Below are 23,018 nucleotides of genomic sequence, written 5' to 3'. Positions count from 1 at the left end.
GACTGCCCCGAAAGCCCGATTCACAATCGAAGAGTGCGTCCATGAACAAGAACAAAACCTTGCTCGCCCTCTGTCTCGGAAGCGCCCTGGCGCTTTCCGGTCAGGCATTCGCTGCCACCGGCAGCGGCTATACCGCCACGAAGTACCCAATCGTGCTCACCCACGGCATGCTTGGCTTCGATAGCCTATTGGGCATCGACTATTGGTATGGCATCCCCAGTGCGCTGCGCCGAGACGGCGCGCAGGTCTACGTCACCGAAGTCAGCCAGCTCAACACATCGGAACTGCGTGGCGAGGAACTGCTGGCCCAGGTCGAGGAAATCGTCGCTATCAGCGGCAAGCCGAAGGTCAACCTGATCGGCCACAGCCACGGTGGGCCGACCGTGCGTTACGTGGCTGGCGTGCGACCCGACCTGATCGCCTCGGTCACCAGCGTCGGCGCGCCTCACAAGGGCTCGGACGTCGCCGACCTGATCCGCAAGGTTCCGGAAGGTTCGGCCGGCGAAGCGGTGATCGCCGGGCTGGTGAACGCCATGGGCGCGTTCATCAACTTCGTTTCCGGCAGTTCCAGCAGCGCTCCGCAGAATTCCCTGGGCTCGCTGGAATCCCTCAACAGCGAGGGAGCGGCCCGCTTCAATGCCAAGTTCCCTCAAGGCATACCGACCACCGCGTGCGGCGAAGGCGCCTACAAGGTCAACGGCGTGCGCTACTACTCCTGGAGCGGCACCAGTCCGCTGACCAATCCACTGGACGTGAGCGACGCCATGATGGGCGCTGGCTCGCTGGCCTTCAGCGGTCCTAACGACGGGCTGGTGGGGCGCTGCAGTTCGCACCTGGGGATGGTGATCCGCGACAACTACCGCATGAACCATCTGGACGAGGTCAACCAGTTCATGGGGCTGACCAGCCTGTTCGAGACCGATCCGGTCAGCGTCTACCGCCAGCACGCCAACCGATTGAAGAACGCGGGTCTTTGAACCGTCTCATGAACCAGGCCGGGATCACCGATCCCGGCCGCCATTGCAAGGCAACTCCATGACCAGAACCATCCTTCTGTTGCCGCTGGCCATCGCGCTGGGTCTGGGTATCTTCCTCACCCGACCCGCATCCACAGAGGCGCCGATGAGCGAAGCGCCCGCATCTTCCCCTGCAGCCATCCAGGCTCCCCCACGCGCTACCCAGCGCGCAGCGACCGGCACGGCGCCACAGGCCATGGCGAAGCTGCCCGACTCGTTCAAGGGCACCCAGGTCGACGGCCAGTTCCAACTGGACACTGCCGGCAACCTGATCATCAACCGCGAGCTTCGCCAGCTGTTCGACTACTTTCTCAGCGCCATCGGCGAGGAGCCGCTGAAGCAGAGCATTGAGCGCCTGCGTCGCCAAATCACCACGCAACTGTCGGAGCCCGCAAAGGCGCAAGCGCTCTCCACGCTCAACCAGTACCTCAACTACAAGCGCCAACTCCTTGATTTTGAAGTCGATAATCCCCGAATAGCGGATCTCGCTGCGATGCGGGAGCGATTGAGCGCGGTACGGGCACTACGCGCGCGCGTGCTCGATCCGACGGTTCACCAGGCGTTCTTCGGCCTGGAGGAAGCCTATGACCGGTTCAGTCTGGAGCGGCTGGCCATCCGCTTCGATCCAGCGCTGGACAGCGATGCCAAGGGCCGTGCCATCGATCAGCTGCGTGCTGGGCTGCCCGCTGAATTGCATGACCTGCTGATCCCTCAGTTACAGACCGAGCTGCGTGAGCAGACCAAAGCTCTGCTGGCGAGCGGGGCAGGCCCGCAGCAGCTGCATCAGCTGCGCCAGCAACTGGTCGGCAGCGCCGCGGCGGATCGGCTGGAAGCGCTGGACCGGCAACGACAGCAATGGCAGCAACGCGTCGCCAGCTATCAGCAGGAACTCGCCCGTATCGAAGCCGTCCGCGGGCTGGATAAGGTCGAACGCCGTGCCGCCGTCGAGCGACTGGAAGCACAGCGTTTCAACGACAGCGAGCGTCTGCGGCTGCTCGCTGCTCTGCAGCAGAATCAGACTCGCTGAGCGAGATCAGTTGGCGGCGGTCTTGCGGTCCGCCTCCAGCAGATAGCGTTCGCGCTGGTAGGCCAGGTAGTACTTGTTGACGCTGTTGACGTAGGCCACCACGCCCATGCCGACCGTTTCCATGGCGATGCGCTCGACCTGGAAGAACCACTGGTCCGGATTCAGACCGCGCCGCCTGGCTTCGGCGCGCATGCTCTGCACCCGCTGCGGCCCGAGGTTGTAGGCCGCAAGGATGAACGCCATGCGCTCGCGCTCGTTCAAGCGAGGGCTGGCGAAGTAGTTGCGGCGGATATTGGCCAGGTACCTGGCGCTGGCCTGCACGTTGTTATCCAGCTGCTGGATGTTGCTCACGCCCATCGCCCGGGCGGTCGCCGGCGTGACCTGCATCAGCCCTGTCGCGCCGCCGGCGCCCTTCGCAGTCGGATTTAGCGTGGACTCCTTGAACGCCAGCGCTGCAAGGTTCAGCCAGTCCAGCTCGATCTGCTCGGCGTAGCGCTGCAGCGTCGGCCGGACCTTTTCCAGACGCTGACGGCCGACTCGATCCAGTGGGTATTGCACCTTGTACAGCCGCCGATAGACGCGCTCGAAGGCGGCATCCTGATTGTCGGGAAGGTCATAGTCCTTCAGAAACCGATCGGCACTGGCGCGCAGCATGCTGGCGTCCTTGCGCACGAACCAGTGCATGCTGGTCTTCTCGCCGAGGCTCAGGTGCTGCTCGATGCGCAGCTTCGGCATCACCTTGGCCCAGCGTTGCGCGATGGTCTGTTCGACGACCGTGGCCGGATAGACGCCGGCATGCACCATCTCCAGCACATCCTCCACCGCCAGGGTCGGGTCGACCCACTCGGCGACGATGGGCGCCAGCTTGCGCTCCATCAGCTGCTTGTTCAGCCGCGCCAACGCCGGCCCGGCCGCACTGCCTGGGGAAAGCGCCAGGCTGCGACCGGAGAGCTGCTCGAGGCGCTGGTAGCGCGGCCCGCCCTGACGTCCGACCACTACCAGCGCCACATCGCGGACCACCGGCCGGCTGCGACTGATGCCCTTCATGCCGGCCAGCGGCAGTAGTTCCCCGGGCGCCACCAGATCCCCTTCGCCGCGCTGCAGCGCGCCGAGCAGCTGGTCCTTGGCCTTGGGAACGATCTTGAGGGTAATGGCCCGCCCGGGCGCGGCGTTGCGGTTCAGATACTGCTCGAAGGCACGCAAGCGGGCATATTCCACGCCGATCGCTTCGCCCTTGACCTCACCGGAGCTGTTGCGGCTCTGGTTCACCAGCACGCGTAACACACCGCTGCGGCGAATTTCGGCCAGATCACGTACCTTGTCGCTCGACTGCCAGGCCTCCGGTCCGGCCACGCGGGCGCTTGCCGTGAGCGGCAGCGAACTCAGCAACAGGCAGAGCAGAAGTGGCAGCAATCGTGACATCGAAGATGCACCGGTTTGGGACACGAAGGACGCTGTTGCGGTACTCCCTGCCCGCAAAAAGGTGGCAAAGATTCGCACAGCGCGAGCCATTGCGCCAGTTTCGCCTAAAAAAGTGGTTTAGATGTATTCTCTATCTTATTGATTTATTTAATTTTTTAGTACGTAGAGGTTCTCATGCAGCTTGTCGATATCGGTGTCAATCTGACACACCGCTCTTTCGCCTCCGCCCCATCCGCGGTGGTGGAACGCGCCAGAGCGGCAGGCGTGACGCAGATGGTGCTCACTGGCACCAGCCTCGCGGAAAGCGAAGCCGCCCTGGCCTTGTGCCGTGAACTCGACGAATCCCGCCGGCACCTGTTCAGCACCGCCGGCGTGCACCCGCATGACGCCAGCCAGTGGAGCGTCGACAGCGCCAGCCAATTGCGCGCCCTGCTGGCCGAACCCGAGGTGCGTGCCGTCGGCGAGTGTGGGCTGGACTTCAACCGCGACTTCTCGCCCCGACCACAGCAGGAACGCGCCCTGGAGGAGCAGCTGCAGCTGGCGGCAGAGAGCGCAATGCCGGTGTTTCTCCACGAACGGGACGCCAGCGAACGCCTGGTGGCGATCCTGAAACCGTTCCGCGATCGACTCAGTGCGGCGGTCGTACATTGCTTCACCGGCGAGAAGCGCGCGCTGTATGCCTATCTCGACCTCGATCTGCATATCGGCATCACCGGCTGGATATGCGACGAACGCCGCGGTACCCATCTGCATCCATTGGTCAAGGACATCCCTGCGGGCCGCCTGATGCTCGAAAGCGACGCGCCATACCTGCTGCCACGCACCCTGCGACCGAAGCCGAAAAGCGGGCATAACGAGCCGGCCTACCTGCCAGTAGTGCTGCGTGAGGTGGCCTTGCATCGTGGTGAAAGCGAAGCCCAGTTGGCAGATCAAACCACACAAACAGCGCGCCGATTCTTCGGCCTGCCTGACCTCGATTGATTCACAAAAATCCACTCAAGCTCTGCGCCGGCCAGCCGTTAATTATTCCGTCGCGCCGAAAGCGCTAATGCGCTCCGGCAACCCTCAATAGAAGAAGAGCAGCCATGGCCGTTTGGATTCGCGATCTGTCGCTCAAGTACAAGTTCTGGGCGCTCAACATGGTGACTTTCGTTATCGCCTTGTTGCTGGTGCTTTATGCCGTGCAGCTGGAGCAAAGCGCTCGCAGCGCCGACGCCCGTAGTGCCGCTCAGGCGCGTGCTGCCCTGCTGGCCACCTGGCCTGATGGCGCGACCTTGCCGCAGGCGGCGGACCTGACTGTGTATCCCGCCGGGCAACGTGCCATGGTCGATCGTCAGCCGCTGGCCGATTCTGGCTGGACGGCGCTGCCCCATGATCGCTTGTTCGCCTCCAACCCGCTGATCGGTGCGGAAATGCTCACCCGCCCCGATGGCCGGAAGCTCGCGGTAATGGCACGCACGCCCAGCGTGATCCAGATACTGGGGCAGCATTTCTTCAGTTATGCCGCCGCCGTCGCCGTGCTGATGCTCGGTCTGCTCGCCGCCTCGCAGATGCTGATCCGTTTCCTGCTCAGCCACCTCAACACGCTCAAGGACGTCATGCTGCACGTCGAGCGCAGCGGCGACCTACAGGCCCGCGTGCCGCTGGACAGCCGTGACGAAGTCGGTCAGATGGCCGGCGCCTTCAATGCGATGCAGGGCGGCTATCAGCGCGTCGTCAGCACGGTTGCCCAGGCCGCCGCGCGTCTCGACGAGGGCGCCAGCCGCCTTGCACTGAGCATGAATGACGTGCACAACGGCATGCGCGGCCAGCAGGGCGAGACCGATCAGGCCGCCACCGCGATCAACGAAATGAGCGCCACGGTGCATCAGATTGCCGAACATGCCCGCGAAACCCGTGATCAGTCGCAGAATGCCGATCGTCTCGCCGGCGACGGCCATCGGGTGGTCGGCCGAGTGGAGAAGTCCATTTCCAGCCTGTCCCAGGGCGTACAGCAGACCGGTGAGATGATCGAGCAGCTCGCCGCCGACAGCCAGAAGATCAACGGTGTGGTCAGCGTGATTCACAGCATCGCCGAGCAGACCAACCTGCTGGCGCTCAACGCGGCGATCGAAGCCGCCCGCGCCGGGGAGCAGGGTCGCGGTTTCGCGGTGGTGGCCGACGAGGTACGCAACCTGGCCAAACGCGTGCAGGACTCCACCGACGAGATCACCCAGATGATCACCGGACTGCAATCGATGACCCGCGATGCCGTGGAATTCATGCAGGAGAGCTCGCTCAAGGCCGACGATTGCGTGCGCGAGGCCCACGAGGCCGCCCAGGCCCTGGAAGCCATCGCCGAAGCCGTGGCGCAGATGCGCGAAAGCAACACGCAGATCGCCGTGGCCGCCGAGCAGCAGAGCCAGGTCGCCGAGGAGCTCAACCGCTCGGTTACCGGCATTCGCGACGTCACCGAGCGCACCGTGGAGCAGACCGTCAGCTCCGCCAGCACCAGCGCCGAACTCGCCGCGCTCTCCACCGACCTCAGTCGCGCTATCGGCCAGCTCAGGCTCTGAGGTACGCCCCGCGCCGCGCGCACCACAACGCGGCGCGGCCTGCCCGAAAAACAGGCAGCACCCCGTCTCATGCCCCATGAAGGGGCGCCTCGCCAGCCTTGGTTCAGCGCAAAAGCCGCTGACGCCTGTCCATCGCGCCTTGGCACCGCTCTTGCTTTGTCGATCATGCAGGCGAAGCTGCTGCGACAATTCGAAATAGCCGACTAGGGTTCCGACTCGCTCGCGAGTGGCTGGTCCGAGAGTTGGCGACCTCCAGTGAGGTTACACGGCGGGATAAAAGCCCGGGAGAACAGCGTGATCCGCACGCAGCTCCTGCGCCATCCCCAAACACTGGAGGGTTTGCCATGTGCCCGCTCGTATCGGCTCTGCCACTCGCCGCTCTACCCGCCCCCGCGGCCGCCTCGCAGTGGGGCACCTGCCCATGCGCCTGATCAATCGAACGCCGAGCCGCAGCGGCTGGCTTGCTCTGGCCATACTGCCCTTCGCCCTGTTGCTGGCGCTGTACCTGACCAGTTCTACCCAGCGCCTGGAGATCAATCCCAACGACAAGCTGCTGCCCAGCTTCGGCCAGATGAGCGCGGCTGTCGAACGCCTCGCCTTCACCCCGGACAAGCGCTCGGGCGACTACCTGTTCTGGCAGGACACCGCCTCGAGTCTCAAGCGCCTCGGCACCGGTCTTGCCATCGCCGCAGTGGCCGGTCTGTGCCTGGGGATCGTTGCCGGCACCCTGCCACTGTTCAGCGCGCCGCTCTCGCCGCTGCTCACGGTGCTGTCGATGGTGCCACCGCTGGCGATCCTGCCGATCCTGTTCATCGTGTTCGGGCTTGGCGAGCTGTCCAAGGTGATGCTGATCGTCATCGGCATCACCCCGATCCTCGCCCGCGACCTGGAGCAGCGTGCTCGCGAGATCCCCCGCGAGCTGCTGATCAAGGCACAGACCCTCGGCGCCAACACCTGGACGCTGATCCTGCGCCTGGTCCTTCCGCAGCTGCTGCCGCGCCTGCTGATCAGCTTGCGCCTGGTGCTCGGTTCGGCCTGGCTGTTCCTCATCGCCGCCGAGGCCATCGCCTCCACCGATGGTCTGGGCTACCGCATCTTTCTCGTGCGCCGCTACATGGCCATGGACGTCATCCTGCCTTATGTCGCCTGGATCACCCTGCTGGCCTGGGCCATGGACTACCTGCTGCGGCGCCTGACCCAGCTGCTGTTCCCCTGGTACGAAGGAGCCAAGGCATGAGCGAAAACAACGCGGAGGTGCCCGTGGCTCGCGCAGGCAGCAACCCCGGTTCTTTCATTCAGGTGAAGAACGTCTGGCAGCAGTACGGCGATCAAGTCGTGCTGGAGCGCCTGAACCTGAATATCGCCGAAGGTGAGTTCTGCACCCTGGTCGGTGCATCCGGTTGTGGCAAGTCCACCTTCCTGCGGCTGTTGCTCGGCCAGGAAGCGCCCAGCCGTGGCGAGATCCTGCTGGATGGCCAGCCATTGGCAGACGAACCGGATGCCAGCCGTGGCGTGGTTTTTCAGCGCTACTCGGTATTTCCGCACCTGACGGTACTGGACAACGTCGCCCTCGGCCTGGAACTGCCGCGCGCCCCACTGCTGGGTCGTCTGCTCGGACGCCGCAAGCGCGATGCCCGTGAGCGGGCCGCGCAGATGCTGCACAAGGTCGGCCTCGGCCATGCGCTGGACAAGTACCCGGCACAGCTCTCCGGCGGCATGCAGCAGCGCCTTGCCATCGCCCAGGCGCTGGTGATGAAGCCCCGCGTACTTTTGCTGGACGAGCCCTTCGGCGCACTCGACCCCGGTATTCGCAAGGACATGCATGAGCTGCTGCTGGAGCTGTGGCGGGAAACCCGGCTGACGGTGTTCATGGTCACCCATGACCTCTCGGAAGGCTTCACCCTCGGCAGCCGCATCCTGGTCTTCGACAAACCGCGCATCGACCCCCACTCCCCGGGTGCCTATGGCGCACGGGTGACCTACGACATTCCGCTGCACGAGGGCCGTCATGCTCCCGGCGCGTCCGCAGGCCTGCCGACCGCCCTCGCCGACTCTTTTCGCACTGCCTATCAAGGAGCCTGACATGAGTGCTTCACTCGCGATCCGCCCCACGCTGTACGAGGAAACCGTTCCTGGCGGCGGCCACACCTCCTTCATCCTCAAGCGCGGTCAAGTGCTGCGTCTGACCGATCTCGAAGGCGGCGCCAACGTCAGCCTGATGCTGCTCAACGCCCAGGAGAAGAGCGAGCGGCTGAACCTGCCGGATACCCTCAAGGGCCAGCACACCGCCAAGCTCACCGCCGGGCATTGCCTGTACTCGGACATGGGGCGCGTACTCGCCGCCATCACGGCCGACACCTGCGGCTGGCACGACAGCTTCGGCGGCGTGCTGAACGCCGATGAAGTCGCCGAGAAGTACGGCATCGGCCGCTATCAGGAACTGCGCAACGGCTTCTTCCGCAATGGCACCGACAACCTGCTGGTGGAAATGGGCAAGTGGAACCTGAACCTGCAGGACCTGCTCATGGTGCTCAATCTGTTCAGTCGCGTGGACGTCACCGCCGACGGCGCCTTCGCCTTTCACAGCGGTAATTCCAAAGTGGGCGACTACATCGAGCTGTACGCGCCCATGGACACCCTGGTGATCCTCACCGCCCTGCAGCATCCGCTGGACCCCAATCCGCTGTACGCACCCAAACCGGTGCAGCTGAGCTGGCACAAGGTCGAGAGCGATGGCATCAGCGTGCTCTGCCGCACCTCGCGCCCGGAGAACGGCCGTGCCTTTCACAACACCGAACGCCTGTACATCTGAGGAGGTGGCCGCGATGAGCCTTACCGAAAGCAGCCTGCACCCCGAAACCGCCGCCTTCCGCCATGTGATCCCGGCCGGCGAACCGTACCTGTTCGAAGTCAAGGCCGGACAGACCCTGCGCCTGCTCGATCTCGAAGGCAACCAGGCGGTGGACACGCTGTTCTTCAGCGCGAAAAACCCGCGCGAGCGCTACGACCCACAGCGCACCCTGCGCCGGCAGAACCGCGTCTACCTCACCACCGGCACGGTGCTCTATTCGAACCTCGGCAATCCGCTTCTGACCATCACCGCCGACACCTGCGGCCGCCATGACACCCTCGGCGGGGCCTGCGCCCAGGAGAGCAACGTGGTGCGCTACGCGCTGGACAAGCGCTACATGCACAGCTGCCGTGACAACTTCCTGCGCGCGAGCCTCAACGACGGTCGCCTGACCAAGCGCGACATTGGCGCCAACATCAACTTCTTCATGAACGTGCCGGTGACCCCCGAAGGCGGCCTGACGTTCGCCGACGGCATCTCCGCGCCAGGCAAGTATGTGGAGCTGAAGGCCGAGCAGGACGTGATCGTGCTGATCTCCAACTGCCCGCAGCTGAACAACCCCTGCAACGGCTGGAACCCGACGCCGGCCGAGGTGCTGGTGTGGAACTGATGCCGCTGTTGCGTCGCTACCTGCTGCCGCTGCTGCAGGCACGCGCCGGGCAGCGACCCCAGCGGCCGGCAACGAAGAAACCCTCCCCAACCACGGACGGCCGTGGCACTGATGAATAAAGGCGGGACGGCCCGCCAGCCCTTCGAGGGTTACTGACCATGTTCGACAAACTGCTGATCGCCAACCGCGGCGCCATTGCCTGCCGCATCCTGCGTACGCTGCGCAACCTGAATGTGAACGGCGTCGCCGTCTACTCCGAGGCCGACGCCGCCAGCCTGCATCTGCAGCAGGCCGACGAGGCCCACAGCCTGGGCGAAGGCCCGGCCACACAGACTTATCTGGACGCGCAGAAGATTCTCCGCATCGCCCGTGAAACCGGCGCGAAAGCCATCCACCCCGGCTACGGTTTTCTCTCCGAGAACGCGGCGTTTGCCGAAGCCTGCGAGGCCGCCGGGATCGCCTTCGTCGGTCCGACGCCGGAACAGCTGCGGGTGTTTGGCCTCAAGCACACCGCCCGCGCCCTGGCCAAACAACGCGGCGTACCGATGCTGGAGGGCACCGAGCTGCTCGACAGCCTCGCCGATGCCCTCGGCGCAGCCGAGCAGGTCGGCTACCCGGTGATGCTGAAAAGCACCGCCGGCGGTGGCGGTATCGGCATGCGCGTGTGCCGCTCGGCGGCGGAGCTCACTGATGCCTTCGAGGCGGTCAAGCGCCTGGGGCAGAACAACTTCAGCGATTCGGGCGTGTTCATCGAGAAGTACATCGAGCGTGCCCGCCACCTGGAGGTGCAGGTGTTCGGCGACGGCGCCGGCGACGTCATCGCCCTCGGCGTGCGCGACTGCTCGGTGCAGCGGCGCAACCAGAAGGTGCTGGAGGAAACCCCGGCGCCGAACCTGCCGGCCGGCATGGCCGAGGCCCTGTGCGAGGCGGCGATCACCCTGGCCAAGGCGGTCAGTTACCGCAGCGCCGGCACCGTCGAGTTCGTCTACGACGCCGAAGCCCAGCGCTTCTACTTCCTCGAGGTGAACACCCGCCTGCAGGTGGAGCACGGCGTCACCGAGCAGGTCTGGGGCGTCGATCTGGTGCGCTGGATGATCGAGCTGGCCGCCGGCGACCTGCCGCCTTTGGTCGAGCTGGTGAAGGGTCTCAAGCCCAGCGGCCACGCGATCCAGGCGCGCGTCTACGCCGAGGACCCGGGCCGGGATTTCCAGCCGAGCCCCGGTCTGCTCACCGCCGTGGCCTTCCCGGCCGCCGACGGCAAAGCCCTGCGTATCGACACCTGGGTCGAGGCCGGCTGCGAAATCCCGCCATACTTCGACCCGATGATCGCCAAGGTCATCACCTGGTCCCCGAGCCGCGAGGATGCCCGCGTCGCGCTGGACGCCGCCCTCGGCGACACCCTGCTCTACGGTGTGGAAACCAACCGCGATTATCTGCGCCAGATTCTTGCCTTCACCCCATTCGCCAGCGGCAACCCCTGGACCCGCTGTCTGGAGGGCCTCAGCTACAAGGCCGATACCTTCGAGGTGATCAGCGCCGGCACCCAGACCACCGTGCAGGACTTCCCCGGCCGCCTCGGCTACTGGGCGGTGGGCGTGCCGCCGTCCGGCCCGATGGACAGCCGCGCGCTGCGCCTGGGCAACGCCCTTTTGGGCAACCCCGAGGACGCCGCCGGGTTGGAAATCACCATGAACGGGCCGATCCTGCGCTTCAACACCGATGCGGTGGTGGCGGTCACCGGTGCCGCGATCCCTGTGAAGCTCGATGACGTCGTGCAGCCGATGTGCACCGCCATTCTGGTCAAGGCCGGCAGCACCCTGACCATCGGCACCATCGCTGGCGCCGGTGCGCGAAGCTACCTCTGTGTGCGCGGCGGGCTGCAGGTGCCGGAGTATCTCGGCAGCAAGAGCACCTTTACCCTCGGTCAGTTCGGCGGTCACGGCGGCCGGGCGCTGCGTGCCGGCGACGTGCTGCACCTGGCGCCGCTGAGCGACTCGTCTGCCGGCGCCAGGCTCGCCGCCGAGCTGTGCCGCGCCCTGCCGGCGGTGCGCGAGCTGCGGGTGATCTACGGCCCGCACGGCGCGCCGGAATACTTCACCGAGGGCTACATCGCGCGCTTCTTCGCCACCGACTGGGAAGTGCACTTCAACTCCAGCCGCACCGGCGTGCGCCTGATCGGCCCGAAACCCGAGTGGGTGCGCGAGAGCGGCGGCGAGGCCGGCCTGCACCCATCCAATATCCACGACAACCCCTACGCCATCGGCGCGGTGGACTTCACCGGCGACATGCCGGTAATCCTCGGCCCGGACGGCCCGAGTCTGGGTGGCTTCGTCTGCCCGGTGACCATCATCGAGGCCGATCTTTGGCAGCTCGGCCAGCTCAAGGCCGGCGACAAGGTGCGCTTCGTGCCGGTGGATATGGCCACCGCGCGGGCCTTGGCCTCCGCGGTCAATAGCGAACGCGCCAGCCTAACCGCCGCCACGGAGACGGCGCTTCCGGTCGCGCTGCAATCTCCCGTGGTACTCGATATCGGTGACGCCGACACCCGTCTGGTTGCCCGACTTTCCGGCGACACCCACTTGCTCCTGGAGATAGGCCAACCAGAGCTGGACCTGGTGCTGCGCTTTCGTGGCCATGCGCTGATGCAGGCCCTGGAAGCCAAGCAGCTCGATGGGGTGATCGACCTGACCCCCGGCATCCGCTCGCTGCAGGTGCACTACCAGCCCGAGACCCTGGCGCTGGAGGATCTGTTGGAGATCGTCGCCGGCCTGTGGGATGCCGTGTGCGCCGCGCAGGACCTGAAGGTGCCCTCGCGCATCGTCCACCTGCCGCTGTCCTGGGACGACCCGGCCTGCCAGTTGGCCATCGAGAAGTACATGACCACGGTGCGCAAGGACGCGCCCTGGTGCCCGAGCAACCTGGAGTTCATCCGCCGCATCAACGACCTGCCGAATCTGCAGGCGGTGTTTCAGACCGTGTTCGACGCCAGCTACCTGGTGATGGGCCTGGGCGACGTCTACCTCGGTGCGCCGGTGGCCACCCCGCTGGACCCGCGCCACCGCCTGGTCACCACCAAGTACAACCCGGCGCGCACCTGGACAGCGGAGAACTCGGTGGGCATCGGCGGCGCCTACATGTGCATCTACGGCATGGAAGGCCCGGGGGGTTACCAGTTCGTCGGCCGCACCCTGCAGATGTGGAACCGCTACCGCGCGGTCGAGGCGTTCGGCGGTCAGCCGTGGCTGCTGCGCTTCTTCGACCAGATCCGCTTCTACCCGGTCTCCGCCGAGGAACTGCTGAAGATCCGTCGCGACTTCCCGCTGGGCCGCTACCCGCTGCGTATCGAGGACACCGAGCTGCGCCTGTCCGACTACCAGGATTTCCTGGCGAAGGAGGCCGACAGCATCGACGCCTTCCGCCGCCAGCAGCGCGGCGCCTTCGACGCCGAACGCCAGCGCTGGATCGAATCGGGCCAGGCCCACTTCGAGAGCGAGGAAGTCGCCGCCGACCTCGGTGAGGACGCGCCGCTCGGCGCCGGCCAGCACGGCATCGAGAGCCACATCGCCGGCAACCTCTGGCAGGTGTCGGTGGCCGAGGGCACGCGGGTCGAGGCCGGCGACGTGCTGGTGATCCTCGAGAGCATGAAGATGGAAATCCCGCTCACCGCGCCGGTCGCCGGCGTGGTCAAGGAGGTCCGCGCCCAGCCCGGCTCGCCGGTGCGCGCCGGCCAGCGGGTGGTGGTGATCGAGGAGGCGTGAGCCCAAGCAACTGTAGGGTGGACAGCGCCTTACCTGTCCACCAACCGGCCCAGCGGGCCGGCAACGAACATCGCGGTGGAAAAGGCTTCGCCGTTTTCCACCCTACGAGGGACATGAGATGACCACGACTTTTGACCTGCGCCTGGCCACCCTGCGCACCGCCTATGCCGAAGGCACCACCACCCCGCGCCAGCTGATCCTCGGCCTGCGTGACAAGGCCGCGAAGCTCAACGGCGAGTTCAACGCCTTCATCCACCTGCTGAGCGCCGCCGAGCTCGAGCCCTACCTGGCCGCACTCGACGGCAGGACGCCCGCCGAGCTGCCGCTCTACGGCGTGCCCTTCGCCATCAAGGACAACATCGATCTGGCCGGCGTGCCGACCACCGCCGCCTGCCCGGCGTTTGCCTATACGCCCGAGACCAGCGCGACGATCGTCGAACAGCTGATCGCCCTCGGCGCGGTGCCGCTGGGCAAGACCAACCTCGACCAGTTCGCCACCGGCCTCAACGGCACCCGTTCGCCCTACGGCGAATGCCGCAACTCGGTGCACCCGGACTACCCCTCCGGCGGCTCCAGCGCCGGCTCGGCGCTGGCCGCGGCCCTGGGGCTCTGTTCCTTCGCGCTGGGCACCGACACCGCCGGTTCCGGCCGCGTGCCGGCGGCACTGAACAACCTGGTGGGCCTGAAAGCCAGCAAGGGGCTGATCTCCACCGCCGGCGTTGTCCCGGCCTGCCGTACGCTGGACTGCGTGACCTTCTTCACCGCCACCGCCGCCGAGGCCAGCCAGCTGCTGGCGCTCACCGCCAGGCTCGATCCGCGCGACGAGTACAGCCGCGCCAACCCGCTGTGGAACGACGGCTCGGCCTTCGGCCAGGTGAAGGCCTTCCGCTTCGGCGTGCCGAAGGACCTGGAGTTTCTCGGCTGCCCGGAGAGCCCGGCGCTGTTCGCCGTCACCATCGAACACCTTAAAGCCATCGGCGGCGAGCCGGTGGAGATCGACTTCTCGCCCTTCCTTGAAGCTGCACGCCTGCTCTACGAAGGTCCTTGGGTGGCCGAGCGCTACAGCGTAGCCGGCGAGCTGATCGAGCAGCAGCCCGACGCCGTGCTGCCGGTCATCGAGGCGGTACTGGAAAAGGCCCCGGGGACCACGGCGGTCGGGCTGTTCCGCGCGCAATACCGCCTGCAGCAGCTCAAGGCCATCTGCGACCGGATCATGGCTGAAGTCGATTGCGTACTGACCCCGGCCTACCCGCGCCCGGTGACGCTCGCCGAACTTCATGCCGAACCGGTCAAGCGCAATTCGGACCTGGGCTACTACACCAACTTCATGAACATGCTGGACTACGCCGCCGTAGCCGTACCGGCCGCCGTGATGCACAACAGACTTCCCTGGGGCGTGACGCTGTTCGGGCGCGTGTTCACCGACCAATACCTGCTGAGTCTGGCCGATGCGCTGCAACGCCAGACCGATCTCACCTTGGTCGGCGGCAACGCGATCACCGGACCCGTGCCGCGGAATCCGGCACGCAACGACCGAGCGAACGTGGTGGTCTGCGGTGCGCACCTCGATGGTCTGCCGCTGAACTGGCAGCTGCGCCAGCGCGGCGGTCGGCTGCTCGAAGCCACTCAAAGCTCGCCGGATTACAGGCTCTACGCCCTGGCCGGCGGCCCGCTGTTGCGCCCGGGAATGGTGCGCGTCACCGAGGGTGGCGCGGCGATTGCGGTGGAAGTCTGGGACATCCCCAGCAGCGAGCTGGGCTCCTTCCTGACTGGCATTCCCGCGCCGCTGGGCCTGGGCAAGGTGCAGCTGGCGGATGGGCGCTGGGAAACCGGGTTTATCTGCGACGCTTACGGCCTCGACGGCGCCGAAGACATCACGCGCTTTGGCGGCTGGAAAGCCTGGCTGGCCAGCCGTAACTGAAGCACTGCCACGCAGCCATCTTCTCTGGTGATCACGACTGTTCAGGCGGCTCGTCCAGCAACCTTACGGTACTCGCGCCCGGGTCCGGCAGGTCCACGCCGGCGTCGCGCAGGGCACGGATGACGCGGATGCGCACCCGCGAGGCAGTCTGCATGAAGTCGGACCGCCTCGAGTCGCACCAGAAGTTGAGCTGGAACGTCAGCCCATCAGCCCGCAGTTCCAGTAACACAACGAGGGGTGGCGGCGTATCGATCACCCCTTCGGTTTCCAGGGCCGCTGCGTTCAGCAGCGCCATCACCTGCGCAACCTCGACCCCATACCCCAGATGACACAAAACCTTGGCCCGGCGCACCGGAGCAGCGGTGTTGTTGGTCACCCGCGAGGTGAAGGTCTCGGCATTGGGTACCAGTACGCGGCGACCATCGTAGGTACGGATCTGGGTGGCACGCAGTTCGATACGTTCGACGGTGCCCTCGGTATCGCCGATGACGATCTGGTCGCCAAGTTTGAACGGCCGCAGCGTGAGGATCAGAAGGCCGCTGACGAAGTTTGAGAGGATGTCCTTCAGCGCAAAGCCGAGCGCCAGACTGGTCAGGCCGAGGCCAGTTGCCAATGTGCTGGGCTCCAATCCGAAAGCGGTGGCCGCGACGATCAGGCCCAGCAACCAGACGGTGTAGTAGCTGACCTGCTTGATCAGGTTCTCGACCGTACGATCCCGCACCAACCGCTCGGAAATGATCCGGGTCAGCCCCCGCACGCCGGCCGCCAGGGCCCAGAATACGCCGATGACCAGCAGCGCAGCGAGTGCCCGAGGCACGATGCTGACGGCCGCCTCCACCAGCCGTGCGAAGGCGGTATCGACGCTGGCGCGCACATCGGTAACGAAGCGCGCGCGCTCCGAGGTACGACGTGTACTGGCCTGTACCAGTGCGGTCTCCAGCACCGAGGCCCACTTCCGGGCCTGGGCATCCAGCGTCTGACCGTTGGCCTGTGCGTCGTCTTCGAACACCTGCATCAAGGTGCGGCCGGCGACGCTTATCTGCCGCGCCTCACCGTTTTCCCCCGCAGGGGCAATGCGCGCCTTGGCAATGCCTTCGGGAACCTCCAGCACGGCCAGCAGCTGCCGCTCGATCAGACGGGCCCGCTGGCGCGCCTCCAGCTCGCCGATAGCCCCGATGCGAAAGAGTGCGCGCCCATCCAGGCGCACTGTAGCCAGACCGTCATCGACCTGAGCGCTGACCGGCGGCGGAGACAGCAACGCCAACAATGCAAGCAGCAATGCAAGGGCAGGCGACGAAAAAGCGGTCATGGATGAAAGCGCGAACGGTGTCTGGATGGATGCGCAACCCCGAGTCGGCCGAAGGACGGCCGCTCAGGGCTCGAGGAGTGGTCAGAAGATCAGCGCGAACAGGCCGAATACGACGATCAGGCCGATGAGAAAGATGATGCCGACGGTGCTTCCGAGAAATTTCAGCATTGCGGTGCTCCCGTTTTTGCGTGGGTTCACTTGTTCCGACTGAGCCTTATCCCCATCGTTCAGGATTTTCCATCAGGTATTGCGCGTCGCCACTCGTCTGCGCGGCACCATTGCAGCGCGCGGAGCCTTTCCGCTGACCTGCATTCGCGCACGCGGCTTGCCTCGCTTGGAAGCGCAAAGCGGGGGCAAGCAGCGCCAGACGTGGCCTGGCGACCACTTCATGGTATCTGGCACGCAACCTGCTCTATCACCCTTGCACGGGATGAGTCGCCTCCGGCACTCATGACGCTTGGCACAATTAGGAGCAACTTCAAGGAGAACTAGGGTTCCGGCTCACAGGGAGTGGGCGCTGGTCCGAGAGTTCTCCGGTCCCAAGGACGGGACTACACGGAGGGATAAAAGCCCGGGAGACGCGATGTCATCCCGTGCCTGTCATTCCAATGTGTAGGGAAATCACGCCATGTCCACACTGCGCTCGCTGAACAAGACCATCCTCGCCGCCGGCCTGGCCGTCGCGACGTTGTTTTCACCGCTGGCCAGCCAGGCCGCCGAGAAGCTGAAGATCGGCACCGTGGTCTGGGCCGGCTATGGCCCCTTCTACGTCGCCGACAAGCTCGACCTGTACAAGCCCCATGGCCTGGACGTTGAGCTGCAGTTCTTCAACGACCCGGCACTGATCCCCACCGCCATGCTCAGCCGCGCGCTGGACGGCGGCATGCTCACCTACGACCAGGTAGTGGCCTCGGTCGCCAAGGGCTTGAAGCACCGGGTGGTGATGCCCATCGACTTCTCCAACGGCGGTGACGCCATCGTCGCCGACGCCTCGGTTCAGTCGGTCGCTGACTTCAAGGGCAAGAAGGTCGGCTTCAACCCGCTGTCGCCCTCCGACTTCCTCCTGGCCTACGCGCTGCAGCAGAACGGCATGAGCGACAAGGACATTGATGCCGTCAACATGACCCCGGAAGGCATCCCCGGCGCCATGGCCTCGGGCAACCTGCCAGTCGGCGTGACCTACGAGCCCAACGTCTCGCAGATCCTCTCCATGGGCGGCGGCGACAAGTTCAAGGTGGTCTATTCGTCCAAAGACGCCCCGGGGCTGATCACCGATGTGCTGGTCTTCGACGAGGCGGTGATCGCCAAGAAGCCCGCCGCCATCAAGGCGATGATTCAGGGCTATCTCGACGGCCTGGCCTACATGCAGGCGCACCCCGAGGAGTCGGCGAAAATCATCGGCGAGGTGCTCGGCGTCAGCGCCGAGGAAGCCGTCGAGCAGATGGCCGGCGCCTACAACATCCCGCTCGCGGAGATGGGCAAGAGCTTCACCCCGGGCGACGACACCCATTCCTTCCATGGCAGCGGCGCGATCATCGCCAAGCTGCTCAAGGACAACGGGCAGATCCCGAGCATCCCCGACTTCAGCCAGACCTACGACGCCCAGTTCACCGAAGCGCTCGCCCAGTAAGCCGACGCCGGGCGGGCCGTCGCCCGCCTGTGCTGGAGAAAAACCATGACTGCCAAACCCCTGTACCGTTACGCCGATGGCCGCCTACCCAACACGCTGGCGATCCTCTATACCGCGCTCGCCTACGGCGGCGGCCTGGCTCTGCTGTTCGCCAGTAACGGCTGGCTGAACGCACTGGGCACGCTGCTGCTGGCCCACGGCATGATCATCGCCGCCTACCTGATCCACGAATTCGCCCACGGCGCCATCTTCAGCGTGCCCAAGCACAACGAATGGGCCGGCAATGTCTGCAGCTGGCTGTGCGGCAGCTGCTACGCCGAGTTCCAGGACCTGCGCAAGAAGCACATGCGCCACCACGTCGACCGCGCCGACGTGATCACCTTCGACAGCAAGGCCTTCCTCAAGGCACGCCCGCTGTGGTTCCAGAAGCTGGTGCTGGCGCTGGAATGGGCCTATGTGCCGGCGGTGGAACTGATCATGCATTTCTACGTGATCGCCCTACCCTTCATCACCGACAACGACAAGCACCGCGCCCGGCGCGGCAAGGTCGCCGCGGTGCTGGCCATTCGCACACTGCTCTTTGCCGGGCTCGCGGTGCTCTCGCTGAAGGCCGTGCTGCTCTACGCCGTGGCCTGGATGATCATGCTCAGCGTGCTGCGTTTCGCCGATGCCTATCAGCACACCTACGAGGCCTTCGCCGTGCTGGAAGACGGTGGCAAGCTGCCGGAGGACAAGCGCCGCGACCGCAGCTACGAGCAGCAGAACACCTACAGCAACGTGGTTTCCGAGCGGTGGCCGGCGCTGAACCTGCTGCTGCTCAACTTTTCCTTCCACAACGCCCACCACGAGAAGCCGGTGGCGCCCTGGTATCGCCTGCCCAAGCTGCACGCCGAGCTGTACGGCAGCACCTACAACCAGGTCATCCCGATGCGCAAGCTGCTCGGCAGCTTCCACCGCTACCGAGTACGCCGCGTGCTGGACGATGACTACGGGGTGGTCAGCGAGGGGCCGCACAAGGCCGACAACTTCTATGGCGCCGTGGGCGTCTCCTTCCTGACGGCGGTGTGACATGCACAAGGCACTGGATTACCGAGGCCGCTGCGTGGTCATCACCGGCGCCGCCGGGGGCATCGGCCGGGGCCTGGCGCAGAGCTTCGCCGCTGCCGGCGCCACCCTGGAGCTGCTGGACCGTGACGCCGACGCCCTCGCCCGGCTCGCCGACGAACTCGCTGGCGAGACGCCGCTGCACTGCACCGCACTGGACCTGGGTGATCGCCAGGCGGTGCAGCAGTACGCCGATGACCTCGCCTGCCGCGGCCTCAACGCCGATGTGCTGATCAACAACGCCGGCGTCGAGTACGCAACGCCGCTGGGCGAGTGCAGCTTCGAGGCCGATCAGCGCTGGTCGGCCCTGCTGGAGAACAACGTCGGTTCCATGCAGCGCCTGACCCGCGCGTTGCTGCCACGCCTGCGCGCCGGCGCCAGCGTGATCAACCAGGCCTCCATCTGGGGTCTGAAAGGCGTGCCGGGCTTTTCCGCCTATGTTGCCAGCAAGCATGCGGTGGTCGGCCTGACCCGTTCGCTGGCCTGGGAGCTGGGCCCGCGGCGCATCCGGGTGAACGCGGTGTGCCCCGGCTGGATCGGCACCGATGCGGCCATGCGCTCGCTGCAGGTGATGGCGGACGCCAACGGCCGCAGCGACAGCGCCGAGCTGGCGGCGATACTCGCCAACCAGGCCATTCCGGAGCTGCTGACACCGGCCGATCTCGGCGGCACCTTCCTGTTTCTCGGCTCGCCACTGGCCACCGCCCTGACCGGCCAGGCGCTGTCGGTCAGCCACGGCGAGGTGATGCACTGATGGCTGCCATCCTTACCGGGCGGACCGCTCTGGTCACCGGCGCAGCGACCGGCATCGGCCGTGCCACCGCACTCGCGCTGGCCGCAGAAGGCGCGCGGCTCTGGATCAACCATCGCGATCAACACGACCTGGCGGAACGAGTGCTCGAGCAGATCATCGCCAGCGGCGGCTGCGCCTGGGCCATCGAGGCCGATGTCAGCGATCCGGCCGCAGTCGCGGCAATGTTCGAGACCATCGAAGCACAGGGACCGCTGGATCTGCTGGTCAACAACGCCGGGGTGATCCTGGAAAAGCCCTTTCTCGAAACCAGCGAGGCGGACTGGGCAAGGGTGCTGGGCGTCGATCTCGCCGGCGTCTACCGCTGCTGCCGCCATGCACTGGCACAGATGCAGCCGCGGCGCAGCGGCGCCATCGTCAATGTCGCCTCGGACCTCGGATTTCTCGGCCGCGAACAGTACGTCGCCTATTGCACCGCCAAAGCCGGGGTGATCGGCCTGACCCGCTCGCTGGCCCGCGAATTCGCTGCAGACGGCATTCGCATCAATGGCGTCGCACCCGGCCCCATCGCCACGGCGATGGTCAGCCCGGAGCACATGAGTGACGAGTGGATGGCCAAGGAGCTGGCGATCCCCATGGCGCGCCTGGGCACGCCGGAGGAAGTCGCGGCGGCCATCGTCTTCCTGCTTTCGCCGCAGGCGAGCTATTTCACCGGACAGCTGCTCGGGCCCAACGGCGGCTCCTGGATGGGCGCATGAACAGCCTGATGCCACAGGGCATGCTGATCGGCGGCGCCATCATGTGGGGGCTGGGCTGGCTGCCGCTGCAGTTCTTCGCAGCCCGCGGCCTGGCCGGCATGCCGCTGGTGCTGCTGACCTATTCGCTGCTCAGCCTGCTGGCGCTACCGGTGCTCTGGCAGCAGCGCCAGCAGTGGGCGAGCCAGTATCGCCAGGTGCTCACCATGGGCCTGTGCGGTGGCTGGGCGACCGCCGCCCTGGTCACCGCCCTGGCCGAGGGCAACGTGGTGCGGGTGATGCTGCTGTTCTACCTGGCGCCGGTGTGGGCGATGGTCGGCGGCTGGCTGCTGCTGGGCGAACGCCTCAGCGGCACACGGCTGTTCGCCCTGGGCCTGGCGATGCTCGGCATCGGCCTGACCCTCGGCATTACCGGCGAAGCGCTGGACGCACCGGGCGCGAACGACTGGCTGGCGCTTTCCGCCGGCCTAGCCTTCAGCCTCAACAACCTCGCCACCCGTGCCGCCGACCGGGTGCCGCTGGCGAGCAAGGCGCTGGTCAGTTTCGTTGGCAGCGCGCTGCTCGGTGGGCTGTTCTGCCTGCTGCTGCGCCAGCCACTTCCGCCCCTGGATCTGACCCTGAGCTGGCAGATCGCCCTGCTCGCCCTCGGCTGGCTGGTCAGCATGGCCGCCGTGCAGTACGGCCTGACTCATCTGGAAGCCGGCCGCGCCGCAGTGCTGGTGGTGTTCGAGCTGATCGCCGCGGTGCTGTCGTCCGCCTGGTTCGGCAGCCACGCCATAGGCCCGAACGAATGGCTCGGCGCCGCCCTGATCACCACCGCCGCGCTGATCGCCGGCTGGCCGGAACGTCCCCTTTCAATCGAGACAAGGAGCACCTGCGCATGACCGTGCACATGGAGCAACTGAGCTGGGTCGATTACGAACGCCGCGTGCGCGAAGGCGCCGTGGTCTTTCTGCCCTGCGGTGCCACCGAGCAGCATGGCCCGCACCTGCCGCTGGGCACCGACGCGTTGCTGGCCAGTGCCATCAGCGCCGATGTGGCGGCACGAGTCGGCGGGCTGGTGGCACCGGCGCTGTCATACGGCTACAAGTCGCAGCCGAAATGCGGCGGCGGCCAGCACTTCTGCGGCACCACCAGCCTGGATGGCGCGACCTTGAGCGCGCTGGTGCGCGACGCCGTGCGTGAGTTCCATCGCCACGGTGTGCGCCGCCTGGTGCTAGTGCTCGGCCATTACGAGAACCAGTGGTTCGTCGCCGAGGGCATCCAGCTGGCGCTGCGCGACCTCGGGCCGGACGCCGGGCTGGAGGTGATGCGCCTGGAGCACTGGGATTTCTGCCACGAGCAGACCCTGACCGACATCTTCCCGGAAGGCTTTCCCGGTTTCGCGCTGGAGCATGCCGCGGTGATCGAGACCTCGCTGATGCTGCATTTCCATCCGCAACTGGTCGCGCTGGAGAAGATTCCCGACGACGCCCCGGCCGACTTTCCGCCCTACGACATGTACCCCACCCGTACCGAATGGGTGCCGCTCTCCGGGGTGCTGTCCTCGGCCAAGGGCTCCAGCGCAGAGAAAGGCCAGCGGCTGGCCGATGACATCGTCGAAGGCATCGCCGCCGCGGTGTGCAAGGAGTTTGCCCTGTGAGCCTGACGACTAACTCGCTGCAGTCCGGGCGCACGGCGCTGCTGGTGATCGACATGCAGCGCGACTTCTGCGCACTGGGCGGTTACGCCGACCAGGCCGGCATGGACGTCCGCCGCCTGCGCGCGCCGATCCCGGCGATCCAGGCACTGCTGGAACGCGCCCGCGGCGTGGGCATGCTGGTGGTGCACACCCGTGAAGGCCATCGACCGGATCTTTCCGACCTGCCCGAACCCAAACGCCGCCGCGCCCAGGCCACCGGCGCTCCCATCGGCAGCCCCGGCCCCCTCGGCCGCCTGCTGGTGCGCGGCGAATTCGGTCACGACCTGATCGACGAGCTGCAACCGCGCGCCGGCGAGCCGGTGATCGACAAGCCGGGCTACAGCGCCTTCGCCCATACCGATCTCGAACTGATCCTGCGCCGCCGCGGTATCGAGCGGCTGATCCTGACCGGCGTGACCACCGAGGTCTGCGTGGCCTCGACGCTGCGCCAGGCCATCGACCTTGGCTTCGACTGCCTGACCGTCCGCGACGCCTGCGCCTCGTCCGACCCGCAACTGCATGCGGCTGCGCTGGCGATGATCGAGGTGGAAGGCGGCCTGTTTGGCAGCGTGATCGACAGCCAAGAGCTGCTGAGCCAGCTGGATGTATCGCCATGACTACCCAGCCT

Annotated in this window: 20 protein-coding genes and 2 riboswitches; of the genes, 17 read left to right on the top strand and 3 right to left on the bottom strand. The window is 66.1% G+C overall.

Translation table 11 applies throughout. The features are described 5' to 3' along the window. The first annotated feature begins 41 nt into the window (after positions 1 to 41). Together OUY36_RS10540 and OUY36_RS10535 are read left to right on the top strand one after the other, a co-directional pair. The gene (locus OUY36_RS10540; protein WP_267937985.1) at positions 42 to 977 is read left to right on the top strand and encodes a triacylglycerol lipase; all 936 of its coding nucleotides are present in this window, start codon (positions 42 to 44) and stop codon (positions 975 to 977) included. A 58-nt stretch (positions 978 to 1,035) separates the two neighbouring features. Further along, entirely contained in the window at positions 1,036 to 2,043 is a 1,008-nt protein-coding gene (locus OUY36_RS10535; RefSeq protein WP_267937983.1) for a lipase secretion chaperone, read from the top strand. A gap of 6 nt (positions 2,044 to 2,049) precedes the next feature. Here the strand turns inward: OUY36_RS10535 and OUY36_RS10530 are convergent, their stop codons facing one another. After that, positions 2,050 to 3,465: a transglycosylase SLT domain-containing protein gene (locus OUY36_RS10530; protein WP_267937980.1), complete on the bottom strand. Its 1,416-nt coding sequence runs from the start codon at positions 3,463 to 3,465 to the stop codon at positions 2,050 to 2,052. A 174-nt stretch (positions 3,466 to 3,639) separates the two neighbouring features. Between OUY36_RS10530 and OUY36_RS10525 the strand changes: the two genes are divergently transcribed. From OUY36_RS10525 to atzF, 8 genes are all read left to right on the top strand, one after another. Continuing rightward, positions 3,640 to 4,446 carry a TatD family hydrolase gene (locus OUY36_RS10525; RefSeq protein ID WP_133457100.1) on the top strand — a complete coding sequence of 269 codons (807 nt, stop codon included), beginning with the start codon at positions 3,640 to 3,642 and terminating at the stop codon, positions 4,444 to 4,446. 104 nt (positions 4,447 to 4,550) lie between these two features. Next, positions 4,551 to 6,020, top strand: coding sequence for a methyl-accepting chemotaxis protein (locus OUY36_RS10520; RefSeq protein ID WP_267937977.1), 1,470 nt, complete (start codon positions 4,551 to 4,553; stop codon positions 6,018 to 6,020). Positions 6,021 to 6,212: 192 nt separating this feature from the next. Next, positions 6,213 to 6,310: riboswitch (guanidine-I (ykkC/yxkD leader) on the top strand. 131 nt (positions 6,311 to 6,441) lie between these two features. Next, positions 6,442 to 7,257, top strand: coding sequence for an ABC transporter permease (locus tag OUY36_RS10515; RefSeq protein ID WP_267937975.1), 816 nt, complete (start codon positions 6,442 to 6,444; stop codon positions 7,255 to 7,257). Then, positions 7,254 to 8,102 (top strand): ABC transporter ATP-binding protein, encoded by an 849-nt coding sequence (locus OUY36_RS10510; protein ID WP_267937972.1) that lies wholly within the window; start codon positions 7,254 to 7,256, stop codon positions 8,100 to 8,102. The genes OUY36_RS10515 and OUY36_RS10510 overlap by 4 nt, the downstream gene beginning before the upstream one ends. Before the next feature lies 1 nt (position 8,103). Beyond that, a complete protein-coding gene (locus tag OUY36_RS10505) occupies positions 8,104 to 8,832 on the top strand; it encodes an urea amidolyase associated protein UAAP1 (protein ID WP_267937970.1) in 729 nt (242 codons plus the stop codon). A 13-nt stretch (positions 8,833 to 8,845) separates the two neighbouring features. Then, on the top strand, positions 8,846 to 9,481 hold the full coding sequence (locus tag OUY36_RS10500; RefSeq protein WP_011913149.1) for an urea amidolyase associated protein UAAP2: 636 nt from the start codon (positions 8,846 to 8,848) through the stop codon (positions 9,479 to 9,481). A gap of 158 nt (positions 9,482 to 9,639) precedes the next feature. Beyond that, positions 9,640 to 13,239: an urea carboxylase gene (gene uca / locus OUY36_RS10495; RefSeq protein ID WP_267937967.1), complete on the top strand. Its 3,600-nt coding sequence runs from the start codon at positions 9,640 to 9,642 to the stop codon at positions 13,237 to 13,239. Positions 13,240 to 13,357: 118 nt separating this feature from the next. Next, positions 13,358 to 15,160, top strand: coding sequence for an allophanate hydrolase (gene atzF / locus OUY36_RS10490; RefSeq protein ID WP_267937965.1), 1,803 nt, complete (start codon positions 13,358 to 13,360; stop codon positions 15,158 to 15,160). Between the two features lie 31 nt (positions 15,161 to 15,191). Here atzF and OUY36_RS10485 read toward each other — a convergent pair whose 3' ends face one another. Together OUY36_RS10485 and OUY36_RS22060 are read right to left on the bottom strand one after the other, a co-directional pair. After that, the gene (locus OUY36_RS10485; protein ID WP_254162495.1) at positions 15,192 to 16,469 is read right to left on the bottom strand and encodes a mechanosensitive ion channel family protein; all 1,278 of its coding nucleotides are present in this window, start codon (positions 16,467 to 16,469) and stop codon (positions 15,192 to 15,194) included. A gap of 81 nt (positions 16,470 to 16,550) precedes the next feature. After that, the gene (locus OUY36_RS22060) at positions 16,551 to 16,667 is read right to left on the bottom strand and encodes a hypothetical protein (RefSeq protein WP_442807055.1); all 117 of its coding nucleotides are present in this window, start codon (positions 16,665 to 16,667) and stop codon (positions 16,551 to 16,553) included. 279 nt (positions 16,668 to 16,946) lie between these two features. Further along, positions 16,947 to 17,049, top strand: a riboswitch (guanidine-I (ykkC/yxkD leader). Positions 17,050 to 17,097: 48 nt separating this feature from the next. Here OUY36_RS22060 and OUY36_RS10480 point away from each other — a divergent pair. Genes OUY36_RS10480 through OUY36_RS10450 form a run of 7 tightly spaced genes read left to right on the top strand, consistent with a single transcriptional unit; the run spans position 17,098 to position 23,007 of the window. Continuing rightward, positions 17,098 to 18,099 carry an ABC transporter substrate-binding protein gene (locus OUY36_RS10480; protein WP_267937962.1) on the top strand — a complete coding sequence of 334 codons (1,002 nt, stop codon included), beginning with the start codon at positions 17,098 to 17,100 and terminating at the stop codon, positions 18,097 to 18,099. A 45-nt stretch (positions 18,100 to 18,144) separates the two neighbouring features. Further along, positions 18,145 to 19,167 (top strand): fatty acid desaturase family protein, encoded by a 1,023-nt coding sequence (locus OUY36_RS10475; protein WP_267937960.1) that lies wholly within the window; start codon positions 18,145 to 18,147, stop codon positions 19,165 to 19,167. A gap of 1 nt (position 19,168) precedes the next feature. Continuing rightward, positions 19,169 to 19,957 carry an SDR family NAD(P)-dependent oxidoreductase gene (locus OUY36_RS10470; protein WP_267937958.1) on the top strand — a complete coding sequence of 263 codons (789 nt, stop codon included), beginning with the start codon at positions 19,169 to 19,171 and terminating at the stop codon, positions 19,955 to 19,957. Then, positions 19,957 to 20,712, top strand: coding sequence for an SDR family NAD(P)-dependent oxidoreductase (locus OUY36_RS10465; RefSeq protein WP_267937956.1), 756 nt, complete (start codon positions 19,957 to 19,959; stop codon positions 20,710 to 20,712). The genes OUY36_RS10470 and OUY36_RS10465 overlap by 1 nt, the downstream gene beginning before the upstream one ends. Further along, entirely contained in the window at positions 20,709 to 21,593 is an 885-nt protein-coding gene (locus OUY36_RS10460; RefSeq protein WP_110777150.1) for a DMT family transporter, read from the top strand. The genes OUY36_RS10465 and OUY36_RS10460 overlap by 4 nt, the downstream gene beginning before the upstream one ends. After that, complete coding sequence (locus OUY36_RS10455; protein ID WP_110777152.1) at positions 21,590 to 22,351, top strand: creatininase; 762 nt, start codon at positions 21,590 to 21,592, stop codon at positions 22,349 to 22,351. Before OUY36_RS10460 ends, OUY36_RS10455 begins: the two co-directional genes overlap by 4 nt. Further along, the gene (locus OUY36_RS10450; protein ID WP_267937954.1) at positions 22,348 to 23,007 is read left to right on the top strand and encodes a cysteine hydrolase family protein; all 660 of its coding nucleotides are present in this window, start codon (positions 22,348 to 22,350) and stop codon (positions 23,005 to 23,007) included. The genes OUY36_RS10455 and OUY36_RS10450 overlap by 4 nt, the downstream gene beginning before the upstream one ends. The last annotated feature ends 11 nt before the right edge of the window (positions 23,008 to 23,018 follow it).

It is taken from the genome of Stutzerimonas sp. R40042 (genome assembly GCF_026642215.1).
Classification (GTDB): domain Bacteria; phylum Pseudomonadota; class Gammaproteobacteria; order Pseudomonadales; family Pseudomonadaceae; genus Stutzerimonas; species Stutzerimonas frequens.
Note: the sequence above shows the minus strand (reverse complement) of the source record. Positions and strands in the feature narration are given on the sequence as shown.